Below are 12,749 nucleotides of genomic sequence, written 5' to 3' on the forward strand. Positions count from 1 at the left end.
CCCGGCCGCTCAGCCGCCGATCGCCGACATCGGACGGTCGGGCTGGAGGAACGTCGGGTCGTCGAGGCCCGAGCCGGCCTTCTTGCCCCACATCGCCAGCTTCCAGATGCGGGCGATGGCCTCGTCGTCGCCCTCCGGACCGTCCGCGCGCAGCGCCGCACGCAGATCCGTCTCCTCCCGCGCGAACAGGCAGGTACGGACCTGGCCGTCGGCGGTGAGGCGGGTGCGGTCGCAGGCCGCGCAGAACGGGCGGGTCACCGAGGCGATGACGCCGACGCGGTGCGGCCCGCCGTCGACGGTCCAGCGCTCGGCCGGGGCGGAGCCGCGCTCCCCCGACTCCTCGGGGGTCAGCTCGAAGCGGGTGCGCAGGGAGGCCAGGATGTCACCGGCGGTGACCATGCCCTCGCGCTTCCAGCCGTGCTGGGCGTCCAGTGGCATCTGCTCGATGAACCGCAGCTCGTAGTCGTGCTCGACGGCCCAGGCGAGGAGGTCGGGCGCCTCCTCCTCGTTCAGCCCCGGCATCAGGACCGAGTTGATCTTCACCGGGGTCAGGCCCGCCTCGTGCGCGGCGGCGAGTCCCTCGATGACGTCCTTGTGGCGGTCGCGGCGGGTCAGCGTCTTGAAGACGTCGGGGCGCAGCGTGTCCAGCGACACGTTCACCCGGTCCAGGCCCGCCTGCTTCAGGGCGGCGGCGGTGCGCTTCAGCCCGATGCCGTTCGTCGTCAGCGACATCTGGGGGCGGGGCTCCAGGGCGGCGACCCGCTCGACGATCCCGACCAGTCCGGGCCGCAGCAAAGGCTCGCCGCCGGTGAAGCGGACCTCGGTGATGCCGAGGTGCGTGACGGCGATCCGGACGAGGCGGACGATCTCGTCGTCGGTCAGCAGATCCGACTTCCCCAGCCACTGCAGGCCCTCTTCCGGCATGCAGTACGTGCACCGGAGATTGCAGCGGTCGGTCAGCGAGACCCGCAGGTCGGTGGCCACCCGGCCGTAGGTGTCGATGAGCACGTGGGCCCCCTCCCTCTTGTCGTGCGTACAAGGCCTGACACTGACCGAGCCTACGTGACGGGTCCGACACCGACAGTCCGGTGATCCCACGAGCGTGCCGTGCCCCCGTCGTAGAGAGCTACCAGCTCGCCACGACGGGGGCACGGGACAGAACGCGCGATCAGTGGGCTCCGGTGCCCGTGAGGGAGCGCACCTCCAGCTCCGCGTACTTGCCCGCGTCGGCCTTCTCCTTGGCCAGGTAGGTGCCGATGACGCCGAGCAGGAAGCCCACGGGGATCGAGATGAGGCCCGGGTTCTCCAGCGGGAACCAGTCGAAGTCGGCGCTCTTGAACATGGACGTCTCCTTGCCGGAGACGACCGGCGAGAAGAGGACCAGGAAGACCGCGGTGAACAGGCCGCCGTAGATCGACCACAGCGCGCCGGTGGTGTTGAAGCGCTTCCAGAAGAGGCTGTAGAGGATCGTCGGCAGGTTCGCGGACGCGGCGACCGCGAAGGCCAGGGCGACCAGGCCCGCGACGTTCAGGTCGCGCGAGAGCGCGCCGAGGGCGATCGAGACGATGCCGATGAAGACCGTGGCCCAGCGGGCGGCCCGCATCTCCTGCTTCTCGGTCGCCTGGCCCTTCTTGATCACGTTGGCGTAGATGTCGTGCGCGAAGGACGACGACGAGGCCAGGGTCAGGCCCGCGACGACCGCGAGGATCGTGGCGAAGGCGACGGCCGAGATGGACGCAAGCAGGATCGCGCCCCAGCTGGAGTCGACGCCGCCCAGATGCAGGGCGAGCAGCGGTGCCGCGGTGTTGCCCGCCTTGTTCGAGGCGATGATCTCTTCCGGCTTGATGAGCGCGGCGGCGCCGAAGCCGAGCGCGAGCGTCATCAGGTAGAAGACGCCGATGATGCCGATGGCCCAGTTGACCGACTTACGGGCGGCCTTGGCGGTCGGCACCGTGTAGAAGCGGATCAGGATGTGCGGCAGTCCGGCGGTGCCGAGGACGAGCGCGATGCCCAGCGAGATGAAGTCGATCTTCGAGGTGGCCGTGGCGCCGTACTTCAGGCCCGGCTCCAGGAAGGGCGAGCCCTTGCCGCTGTTCTCGGCGGCCGTGCCGAGCAGGTCCGAGATGTTGAAGTCGAACTTCAGCAGGACCAGGAAGGTCAGCAGGATGGCACCGGCGATGAGCAGCACGGCCTTGACCATCTGCACCCAGGTGGTGCCCTTCATGCCGCCGATCGTCACGTACACGATCATCAGGACGCCGACGAGCGCGACGATGCCGACCTTGCCGGCGTCGGAGGTGATGCCGAGCAGCAGCGAGACCAGGACGCCCGCGCCCGCCATCTGCGCGAGCAGATAGAAGATGGAGACGACGATGGTGGAGGTGCCGGCGGCGGTGCGGACCGGGCGCTGGCGCATCCGGTAGGCGAGCACGTCGCCCATCGTGTAGCGGCCGGAGTTGCGCAGCGGTTCGGCGACCAGGAGCAGGGCGACGAGCCAGGCGACCAGGAAGCCGATGGAGTAGAGGAAGCCGTCGTAGCCGAAGAGGGCGATGGCGCCCGCGATGCCGAGGAACGACGCGGCGGACATGTAGTCGCCGGAGACCGCGAGGCCGTTCTGGAAGGCGGTGAACTGCCGTCCGCCCGCGTAGAAGTCGGCCGCGCTCTTGGTCTGGCGGCCCGCCCATACGGTGATGACGAGGGTCGCCGCGACGAACACCGAGAACAGGGTGATGATCAGCGGCCGGTGGTCGCTCGCCTCGGCGGCGGCCAGCGTGAACTGTGACGTGACGGGGCTCATGCGCCGCCCTCCATACGGGACTTGATGGCCTCGGCCTTGGGGTCCAGCTTCGCGGCGGCGTGCCGGGAGTACCACCAGGCGATGAGGAACGTGGTGAGGAACTGGGCGAGGCCGAGGACGAGGGCGACGTTGATGTTGCCGACGACCTTGGTGCCCATGAAGTCGCCCGCGTAGTTCGAGAGCAGGACGTACACGAGGTACCAGGCGATGAACGCGATGGTGAGCGGGAAGGCGAACGAGCGGTGCGCGTGGCGCAGTTCGCCGAACTCCGCGCTCTGCTGCACCTCGGTGAACTCCTCGGTGGAGGGCAGCGTGCGGGGCTCGTCCGGACTGCCCTTCGGCGGTGGTGGTGCGTCGGTGGCCACGGAGACTCCTCGTGGTGCGGGTGCTTTCGGGGACTTTTCAGGGGGAGTTGCGGGAGTCGCGGGCGACTCGGGCTGTGCGGGCATACGTGTTCTCGGACCTCATGGTGACGTGGATCACGTGAGCCGGGTCGCGATGGTAGAGCGAGCCGACGTGATCCGACAGGGGGGTGGATCGTGCTCCTTGCCCCCTGCACAACGGCACGGCGGCGCCAACGGAGCGGTTCAACTCCCCTGATTTCTTTCGGAACTCGTTGATGACCTGCGGCGACTAGAGATACGTTCGCACCGCACCACGCGTCATGTACCTGCCCGGGCACCACATGTGTTCGGGCTTTACGCATATGCCCCCAGATATGCCCCCATTCGCCCTTGAACGACGGATGATGTGGAGATCCCATGGCTCATCTTCGTGCCAGACGACGTATGGCCCTCGCCCTGCCGATCGGCATGGCGCTCACGGCGTCCTTCGGCTTCCTGCCGTCCGCGGCCGCCGCACCGGTCGACTCCCCGTCGGTGAACGCCCGTTCGGCCTCCGACACCTCGCTCGCGTACGTCGTCAACACGCGGAGCACCGACGCGCGCACGCTCTCCTCCGTGCGCAAGGCGATATCCGCGGCCGGCGGTTCCGTCGTCGAGACGTACGCCAGGATCGGCGTCTTCGTCGTCCACTCCGCCAACCCGGACTTCGGCAAGCAGGTCCGCGCCGTGAAGGGCGTGGCCTCGGCGGGCGCCACCCGCACCACGCCGCTCACCGCGGCCGGCACCACCGACGAGGGCAAGGTCCAGCGGCTGACGGCCGCCGAGGTCAAGTCCGCTTCCGCGACGGCGACTTCCGGTGAGGAGCCGCTGGAGGCCAACCAGTGGGACCTCAGGGCGATCGGCGCCGACAAGGCGGCGAAGATCAACCCGGGCAGCAGAAACGTCACGGTCGGGGTGATCGACACCGGCGTGGACGACACCCACCCCGATCTCACCGCGAACTTCTCGCCCTCCCAGTCGGCCAGTTGCATCGGCGGCAAGGCCGACACCTCGTACGGCGCCTGGCGGCCCGCGACCCCGGACCACTACCACGGCACGCATGTCGCCGGTGAGATAGCCGCCGCCCGCAACGGAGTCGGTGTCGCGGGTGTCGCGCCCGGCGTGAAGGTCGCGGGCATCAGGGTGGCCGACCCGCAGACCGAGCTGTTCTACCCGGAGAGCGTCGTCTGCGCCTTCGTGTTCGCCGCCGACCACGGCATCGAGGTCACCAACAGCAGCTACTACGTGGACCCGTGGCTGTACAACTGCCTCGACGACCCCGACCAGCGGGCCATCGTGGACGCGGTGAACCGGGCCCAGCTGTACGCCACCCACAAGGGCACCCTGAACCTGGCCTCGGCGGGCAACTCCTCCGACGACCTCGACTCGGACGCGCTCGTCGACGAGTCCAGCCCCGACGACTCGACGCCGGTCACCCGGACCGTCGACCCGCACAAGTGCTTCGACGTGCCGACCCAGCTGCCGGGTGTCGTCACGGTCAGCGCGACCGGCGTGAACAAGGCCAAGTCGTACTACTCCAGCTACGGCAAGGGCGTCATCGACGTCGCGGCGCCGGGCGGCGACAAGCTCCAGATCCCCGGCACCCCGGACGCCAACGGCCGCATCCTGTCGACGCTGCCGGGCAACGCGTACGGCTATCTCCAGGGCACCTCGATGGCGTCCCCGCACGCGGCGGGCGTCGCCGCGCTGCTGAAGTCCCGGCACCCGAAGGCGACTCCGGCCCAGTTGCAGGCGCTGCTCAAGGCGCAGGCGGACCCGCAGGCCTGCCCGGCCTCGTACGACCCCGACGGCACCGGCACGTACAAGGCGACCTGCACCGGCGGCACGCGCGACAACAGCTTCTACGGCCGCGGCATCGTCAACGCGCTCGACGCCGTCAAGTAGCGAGTCCCGTACCGCAGTTGCTCCGCACCATGACGTACGTCCTCGGCTCGACATCAGACCGAACGGAGACTTCATGACGACGCCTCACTCCCGTCCGCGCGGCGCCCGCCGCCCCCTGGCCCTGCCCCTCGGCATCGCGGCGGTCACCGCGCTGGCCTTCCTGCCGAACGCGACCGCGTCGGCGGCCGACACCTCGGCCGGCGCCCCGGCGAGCGCCCCGGTCGTCACCGACGGCCCCGATCTCAGCTATGTCGTCAACGTCCGCCCCGGCAAGGGCGATTCGGCGGTGGAGAAGGCCATCGGCAAGGCCGGCGGCTCCGTCGTCATCGCGTACGACAAGATCGGTGTCATCGTCGTCCACTCCAAGAACCCGGACTTCGCGAAGACGATCCGCGCCGTGCGCGGGGTCGAGTCGGCCGGCGCCACACGCACCGCGCCGCTGGCCGCGCAGTCCAGCGACGACCTGGCCACCCGGCAGGTGCTGACCGCGGCGGAGGCCAGACAGGCGGCGGCCTCGGCCGATGCCGACCAGGACCCGCTGGAGCCGTTGCAGTGGGACCTGCCCGCGATGAAGGCGGACAAGGCCCACAAGGTGTCCCTGGGCAGCCCCAAGGTGACGGTCGGCGTGCTCGACTCCGGCGTCGACGACACCCACCCCGACCTGGCCCCCAACTTCGACAGGAAGGCCTCGGCCAACTGCCTGGGCGGGGTGCCCGTGCAGAAGGACAACGCGTGGCGGCCCGTCGAGGGCGAGTCCGGGCACGGGACGCACGTGGCCGGTGAGATAGCCGCCGCCAAGAACGGCATCGGCGTCACCGGCGTCGCGCCGGGCGTGAAGGTGGCCAGCCTGAAGGTGGCGGAGCCCGCCACCGGCATGTACTACACGGAGGCCGTCGTCTGCGGCTTCGTGTGGGCGGCCGACCACGGGGTGGATGTCACCAACTCCAGCTACTACACCGACCCCTGGCTGTTCAACTGCACGACGGACGCCGACCAGAAGGCGCTCGTCACGGCCGTCACCCGGGCCTCGCAGTACGCCGAGCGCAAGGGCGCGGTGAACGTCGCGGCGGCCGGCAACGCGGCCACCGACCTCGCCCAGGACGAGATCGTCGACGACTCCTCGCCGGACGACTCGACGCCGACGCACCGGGTCATCAGGACGAAGGACTGCTTCGACATCCCGTCGCAGCTGCCCGGTGTGGTCACGGTCGCGGCGACCGGCGCCAAGGGCATCAAGGCCTCGTTCTCGAACTACGGCAAGGGCGTCATCGACATCGCGGCCCCCGGCGGCGACAGCACCGCGTACCAGACGCCCGCTCCCCCGGCCACCAGCGGTCTGATCCTGTCCACGGTGCCGGGCGGCAAGTGGCAGTACATGGCCGGTACGTCGATGGCGTCCCCGCACGTCGCGGGCGTCGCCGCGCTCATCAAGTCGACGCATCCCAAGGCCTCGGCGGCGCAGGTGAAGGCGCTGCTGTACAAGGAGGCCGACGCGACCAAGTGCACCGACCCGTACGACATCGACGGTGACGGCACGGTCGACGCGGTGTGCGTGGGCGGCAAGAACAAGAACAGTTTCTACGGTGCCGGTGCGGCGGACGCGCTCGACGCCGTGACCAAGTAACGCAGTTCCTATGGATGGGGCGGGGCCCGGTCGGGTCCCGCCCCCGCTGCTGCGGCACACTGCCCGCATGACCCGTACAACCGGCGCCTCCCCGGCCACCGCCGCCGCCTGGGACGCGCTCGGCGGAGACCCCGCCCTGCTGTCCCGCGTCTCGCACCTCACGCGCGCGGGCGCGCTGCCCGCCCGCCTCCCCGTGCGCGAACTGGCCGCGGCCTGCGTCGGTGCGTGCTCCCTCGCGGCCGCGGAACTGGCCGCCACGCGCGCGGGGCGGGACGTGGGCGCCGTCCAGGTCGACGACGGCGCCGTGGCGACGGCCTTCACCAGCGAGCGGCATCTGCTCATCGACGGCCGTGCTCCGGTCAGCTTCGCCCCGCTGTCGCGCTTCTGGCGCACCCGGGACGGCTGGCTGCGCACCCACGCGAACTACCCGCACCACCGGGCCCGGCTGCGCGCGGCGCTCGGGACCGGCGCGGACGCGTCCGTGGCGGACGTGGCGGCGCTGCTCGCCGAGCGGTCGGCGTACGAGGTCGAGGAGACCGTGTACGCGGCCGGCGGTCTGGCCGTCGCGCTGCGCGGCCCGGAGCAGTGGGCCGCGCATCCGCAGGGCGCCGAAGTGGCCGCCCGGCCGCTGCTGACGCGGGAACGGCTCGACACGGCACCGCCCCGCGATCCCCGGCGGCCCCTGAGGGTCCTCGACCTCACCCGGGTCATCGCGGGCCCGGTCGCCACCCGCACCCTGGCGCTGCTCGGCGCGGACGTGCTGCGGGTGGACGCGCCGCAGTTGCCGGAGGACCCGGACGCGCACGCCGACACCGGGTTCGGCAAGCGCTCGACACGGCTCGACCTGGGCGCCGGTGCGGACCGGCGCGTCTTCGACGAGCTGCTGTCCGGCGCGGACGTGGTGGTCACCGGCTACCGGCCGGGCGCGCTGGACCGGTTCGGGCTCGCTCCCGAGACGCTGGCGGAGCGGCGCCCCGGCCTGGTGGTCGCCTCGCTCTCGGCCTGGGGCGGGTACGGGCCGTGGGGCGAGCGGCGCGGCTTCGACAGCCTCGTCCAGGTCGCCACGGGCATCGCGGCGATCGAGGGCGACGCCGCGGAGGGCGATCAGCCCGGGGCGCTGCCCGCGCAGGCGCTCGACCACGGTACGGGGTATCTGCTGGCGGCGGCCGTGCTGCGCTCGCTCACCGAGCAGGTCGCAGAGGGCGGTTCGCGGGTGGTCCGGCTCGCGCTCGCTCAGACGGCGCACTGGCTGGTCCACGGGGTGCGGCCGGAGCCCGCGGCCACCGGCGAGGCGCCGGATCCCGCCGCCCGGCTCGCGGAGACGGACAGCCCGCTGGGCCGGCTGCGGTACGCGCTGCCCCCGGTGTCGTTCGACGGCGGGCCCGCCGACTGGCGGCGGCCACCCGGGTGCTGGGGCGCCGACGCCCCGGAGTGGCCGACACCTGCCGCCCCCGCGGCCCCGGGCGAACCGGAGCCGCCCGCGGCGCGTCTTCCCGGCCATGGATGACCGTGTCCATCGGCCGGACCTGGACTTGCCCGCACGCGGAACCGCTGCTCAAGATCGTTTGGTGAGTTCCATGCCACCGACCACCGAACTGTCCGCTCCGGCGGACGCGCCCGTCCGCAGACCCGGCGCCGGGCGCGCCGTCGCCGTCGTCGTGCTCGTCGCCGCGGCGGCCCTGATCCCGATGTTCGGGCCGCGGGCCGCCCTCGACGGCACGGGTGAGGCCGCCGCGCCCGGCACCGGCGGGATCGCGCTGTTGCGGACCGTGCTGTTCGCCGCGGTGTGCGTCCAGGCCGGGGAGATCTTCGCCGCGTTCCTCGCCCGCAGGGTCGAGCCCGCCGCGCGGCAGCCGCGCCGCTGGTCGCCGTACGCGCCGTGGGCGGGGTTCGCGGCGGCCCTGGGGCTCGCCTCCGTGGTGGCCTCCGGGAACCTCGTCCCGGACAGCCTCGCCGCGCTGGACATCGGCGGCCTGTACGGGACGCGCGACGGCACGCTGGCCCTCGTCGAGGTGAACGCCTTCGTGGTGGCGGCCCTGTGCGCGCGCACCCGGCTGCCCGGCACGGCGCTGCTGCCGCTGGCGGCCGTGGCGGTCGCGGAGGCACTGCGCGCCCACCCGCCGTCCGAGGACACCCCGCTCGTCGGCTCGGGGCTGACCCTGGTGCATGTCACGAGCGCGGCGCTGTGGGTGGGCGGCCTGCTGTACGTCCTGCGCACCGCGCACGCGTGGCGGGCGCTCGCTCCCGGGGCGGGCGCGGCCCTTCTGGGGCTCTACGCGCGCGTGGCGGCGGTGCTGCTCGCCGCGATCACCGCGACCGGGGTGTGCAGCACGCTGCGCCGGATGCCGTCGAGCACGGTCCTCGACCAGCTGACCTCGACGGCGTACGGGCGCACGCTCCTCGCGAAGGTGCTCCTCGTGGTGGTGGTCGCCGTGCTGGCGCTGGTGGCGCGGCTGCGGCTGTCCCGCGCGCGGGACCGTACGCGGGCGTACGTCCCCGCGCGCGCGGAGGTCGTGGTGCTGGGGGTCGTGGTCGCGGTGTCGGCGGTCCTGACGGCGGTGCCGCTGCCGATCCGCTGGACCTGACCCCGTGGCCGCCGGGTGTCAGTTGGTGACGAGCACCTTCAGGGCGGTGCGCTCGTCCATCGCCTTGTAGCCGCCCGGGACGCCCTCGATGTCGACCGTCATGTCGAAGACGGGCGAGGGGTCGATCGTGCCGTCGAGGACGTCGGGCAGCAGGTCGGGGATGTAGCTGCGGACGGGGGCGACGCCGCCGCGCAGCGCGATGTTCCGGTCGAACATGACGCTCAGGTCGAGGCCGGTGCCGCTGCCGTGCGGGACGCCGACGAAGCCGATGGCGCCGCCGTCGCGGGTGATGTTCACGGCCGTCTTCATGGACTGCTCGGTGCCGACGGCCTCGATCACGGCGTGCGCGCCCTGGCCGCCGGTCAGCTCGCGGATCGCCTCGACGGCCGCGTCGCCGCGCTCGGCGACGACGTCGGTTGCGCCGAAGGTGCGGGCGATGTCGGTACGGACCTGGTGGCGGCCGAGCGCGATGATCCGCTCGGCGCCGAGCCGCTTGGCCGCCAGCACGCCGCACAGGCCCACCGCGCCGTCGCCGACGACGGCGACCGTGGCGCCCTTGCGGACGCCCGCGCCGAGGGCGGCGTGGTGGCCGGTGCCCATGACGTCGGAGAGCGTCAGGAGGGCGGACAGCAGGTGGTCGTCGGAGGCGGCCTCGGCGGGCAGCCGCACGAGGGTGCCGTCGGCGTAGGGCACGCGGACGGCCTCGCCCTGTCCACCGTCGTAGCCGACCGAGCCCCAGAAGCCGCCGTGCTCGCACGAGGTGGTCAGGCCCTCGCGGCAGTAGTCGCACACACCGTCGGACCACATGAAGGGCGCGACCACGAGGTCGCCGCGGCGCACGCCGGACACCTCGCTGCCGGTCTCCTCGACGATGCCGAGGAACTCGTGTCCGATGCGCTGCCCCGGCTGCCGTGCGGCCTCGCCGCGGTAGGCCCACAGGTCGCTGCCGCAGATGCAGGCGCGCAGGACGCGTACGACGGCGTCCGTGGGCAGCACGACGACGGGCTCGGGGACGTCCTCCACACGCATGTCGTACGGGGCGTGAATGGTGGTGGCGCGCATAGGGGGGTGTTCCTTTGTGCAGGTCAGTGAGGGGTGCGCCGGGTTTCGGCGCTCCCCTCACGGTACGCCGCACGGGGCGCGGGCCGCGCATCGAGGACTCCCTGGGCCAGCAGGAACTGGGCGGCCACGTAGGTGAGCATGATCCAGAAGTCGGGGCGCGGCAGGGCCGGCCAGTCGGCGATGCCCATGGCGATGAGCGAGTCCGACAGCAGGAACAGGGCGCCGCCGACGCCCGCCGTCGGTCCGAGGCGGGAGGCGCCGTAGGCCATCGCGGTCAGCAGGAGGCTGTATCCGGCGACGGGTCCGCGCAGGCCGGCCGGCAGGTCGGGCCAGAGCGCGACGATCGTGACGGCCAGGACGACGCCGTAGCCGATCGCGAGCAGCCCACTACGCGCGCGTGGTGACCCGTTCCGCTGGAACAGCACGAGGTAGCAGACGTGTCCGGCGGCGAAGCTGCCCATCCCGGCGAGGAACGCGGCGTCGTTGTCGAACAGCAGCAGGACGTCGCCGCCCCACCCGAGCAGCAGCGCGCCGCACAGCAGCCGGGGTGCGCCGCGCGCGACGACGTAGGCGAGCAGGGCCGGTATGAGCAGCGGTTTGAGGACGACGTGCGCGGTGTGCGCACCGGCCAGGAGGGCGAGGAGATCGGCGGCGCACACCGTGAGGAAGCCGGTGCGCAGGGCCCGGGGCAGGGTCACGCGGCGCCCTCGACGGGCTGCGGGGCGGGCGCGGGCTCGGCGGCGGCCCCGGGCCGTGGCGCGGGCTGCCAGCCGGGGCCGCGGAACACGCGCCCGGCCCGCTCGCGCCAACTGCTCGCCGCCTTCAGGTCCTTGGCGATGGCGGCGTACTCGTGGGTGGCCACGCGCAGCGGGTTGTGGGTACTGATGTTCTTGGTGAGCCCGAAGACGGGCCGCTCGACCTCCGCCACCCAGGAGCCGAAGAGCCGGTCCCAGACGATGAGGATGCCGCCGAAGTTGCGGTCCAGGTAGCCGCCCTGGGAGGCGTGGTGGACGCGGTGGTGGGAGGGCGTGTTGAAGAGGAACTCGAAGGGGCGCCACATCTTGTCGATGCGTTCGGTGTGGATCCAGAACTGGTAGACGAGGTTGACCGACGAGCAGAACGCGAGCGCCGCCGGGTGCACACCGCAGGCGATGAGCGGCAGGTAGAACGGCCACGAGGTCACGCTGGTCCAGGGCTGGCGCAGCGCCGTCGTGAGGTTGAACCTGCGGCTGGAGTGGTGCACGACGTGGCACGCCCACAGGATGCGGATGACGTGGTGGCCCCGGTGCGACCAGTAGTAGAAGAAGTCCTGGGCGAGCAGCATCAGCGGGACGGTCCACCAGAGCACGGGCACGCGCAGCGGCGTCAGTTCGTACACCGCCGTGTAGATCGCGACGATCGGGATCTTCCACAGGAAGTCGAACACAAGGCTGCCGAGCCCCATGGTGACGCTGGTGGTCGCGTCCTTGGTGTCGTATCCGGCTTCGTTCTCGTCGGGGTGGATCCGTACGCTCACGATCTCCACGATCGTGAGCAGCACGAAGGCGGGGATCGACCACAGCACGACATCGGGCAGGTTGGGCGTCGACATGCGTGCACCGTACGGGCGGTGACCTGGCCTCGGCTAGATGTTGTTACCGACAAGTATTACCCCGGGTAGGGGGTCAGACTCCGGTGGCTCCCAACAAAGATCCCGCCGCGTACGTCACCGCCATCGCCAGCGCGCCCCCGCCCATGTTCCGCAGAATCGCCCGTCCCACGGCCGCGTTTCCCGTACGGGCGCTGCTGTAGCCGGTGAGGGCGAGGGCGGCGAGGACCGAGAGGACGGTGACGGGCAGGCGCCAGGCGGCGGGCGGAAGGACGATCGCGAGGAGCGGGAGCAGGGCGCCCACGGTGAACGCGAGGAAGCTGGCCCAGGCCGCGTGCCAGGGGTTGGTGAGGTCGTCGGGGTCGATGCCCAGCTCCACGCTCGCGTGGGCGCGCAGCGCGTCCCGCTCGGTGAGCTGTTCGGCGGCTTCGCGGGCCACGTCGCGGCTGAGCCCGCGCTGCGCCAGCAGGTCCGTCAGCTCCTGGAGTTCGGCCTCCGGCTGCTCCCTCAGCTCCCGCTTCTCCTGGGCCAGCGCGGCCTTCTCGGAGTCGCGCTGGGTGGAGACGGAGACGTACTCGCCGGCCGCCATGGACATCGATCCGGCGAGCAGCCCGGCGAGCCCGGCGGTGAGCAGGGCGGAGCGGTCGTCGGTGGCGCCGGCGACGCCGACGACGAGTCCCGCGGTGGAGACCACGCCGTCGTTGGCGCCGAGGACGGCGGCGCGCAGCCAGTTGAGCCGCGAGCCGAGCGCGCCGCCGTGTGCTTCGTCGTGCGGGATTGATTCGGTCACCCGGTGAGCATGGCA

The 12,749-nt window shown here is 72.0% G+C and carries 11 protein-coding genes; 4 read left to right on the plus strand and 7 right to left on the minus strand.

Annotated features, from left to right (window positions below):
- Positions 1-9 precede the first annotated feature (9 nt).
- From moaA to ABII15_RS08940, 3 genes are all read right to left on the minus strand, one after another.
- Complete coding sequence (gene moaA / locus ABII15_RS08930) at positions 10-1,008, minus strand: GTP 3',8-cyclase MoaA (RefSeq protein WP_353941738.1); 999 nt, start codon at positions 1,006-1,008, stop codon at positions 10-12.
- A 160-nt stretch (positions 1,009-1,168) separates the two neighbouring features.
- A complete protein-coding gene (locus tag ABII15_RS08935; protein WP_353941739.1) occupies positions 1,169-2,797 on the minus strand; it encodes a cation acetate symporter in 1,629 nt (542 codons plus the stop codon).
- On the minus strand, positions 2,794-3,162 hold the full coding sequence (locus ABII15_RS08940; protein WP_353941740.1) for a DUF485 domain-containing protein: 369 nt from the start codon (positions 3,160-3,162) through the stop codon (positions 2,794-2,796). The genes ABII15_RS08935 and ABII15_RS08940 overlap by 4 nt, the downstream gene beginning before the upstream one ends.
- Positions 3,163-3,558: 396 nt before the next feature.
- Between ABII15_RS08940 and ABII15_RS08945 the strand changes: the two genes are divergently transcribed.
- From ABII15_RS08945 to ABII15_RS08960, 4 genes are all read left to right on the plus strand, one after another.
- On the plus strand, positions 3,559-5,085 hold the full coding sequence (locus ABII15_RS08945) for a S8 family serine peptidase (protein ID WP_353941741.1): 1,527 nt from the start codon (positions 3,559-3,561) through the stop codon (positions 5,083-5,085).
- A 73-nt stretch (positions 5,086-5,158) separates the two neighbouring features.
- Complete coding sequence (locus tag ABII15_RS08950) at positions 5,159-6,709, plus strand: S8 family serine peptidase (protein WP_353941742.1); 1,551 nt, start codon at positions 5,159-5,161, stop codon at positions 6,707-6,709.
- A 67-nt stretch (positions 6,710-6,776) separates the two neighbouring features.
- Positions 6,777-8,216 (plus strand): CoA transferase, encoded by a 1,440-nt coding sequence (locus ABII15_RS08955; RefSeq protein WP_353941743.1) that lies wholly within the window; start codon positions 6,777-6,779, stop codon positions 8,214-8,216.
- Positions 8,217-8,286: 70 nt separating this feature from the next.
- Positions 8,287-9,294 (plus strand): CopD family protein, encoded by a 1,008-nt coding sequence (locus ABII15_RS08960; RefSeq protein ID WP_353941744.1) that lies wholly within the window; start codon positions 8,287-8,289, stop codon positions 9,292-9,294.
- An 18-nt stretch (positions 9,295-9,312) separates the two neighbouring features.
- On the opposite strand, the gene ABII15_RS08965 is transcribed toward ABII15_RS08960, so the two are convergent.
- The 4 genes from ABII15_RS08965 to ABII15_RS08980 all read right to left on the minus strand — a co-directional run bounded on the left by ABII15_RS08965 (position 9,313) and on the right by ABII15_RS08980 (position 12,734).
- A complete protein-coding gene (locus ABII15_RS08965; protein ID WP_353941745.1) occupies positions 9,313-10,356 on the minus strand; it encodes a zinc-dependent alcohol dehydrogenase family protein in 1,044 nt (347 codons plus the stop codon).
- A 23-nt stretch (positions 10,357-10,379) separates the two neighbouring features.
- Positions 10,380-11,054, minus strand: a complete 675-nt coding sequence (locus ABII15_RS08970; RefSeq protein ID WP_353941746.1) for a lysoplasmalogenase — start codon at positions 11,052-11,054, stop codon at positions 10,380-10,382.
- Positions 11,051-11,947, minus strand: a complete 897-nt coding sequence (locus ABII15_RS08975) for a sterol desaturase family protein (RefSeq protein WP_353941747.1) — start codon at positions 11,945-11,947, stop codon at positions 11,051-11,053. The genes ABII15_RS08970 and ABII15_RS08975 overlap by 4 nt, the downstream gene beginning before the upstream one ends.
- A gap of 73 nt (positions 11,948-12,020) precedes the next feature.
- Positions 12,021-12,734: a VIT family protein gene (locus ABII15_RS08980; RefSeq protein ID WP_353941748.1), complete on the minus strand. Its 714-nt coding sequence runs from the start codon at positions 12,732-12,734 to the stop codon at positions 12,021-12,023.
- Positions 12,735-12,749: the final 15 nt, after the last annotated feature.

Source organism: Streptomyces sp. HUAS MG91, assembly GCF_040529335.1.
In the GTDB taxonomy this organism is placed as follows: domain Bacteria; phylum Actinomycetota; class Actinomycetes; order Streptomycetales; family Streptomycetaceae; genus Streptomyces; species Streptomyces tabacisoli.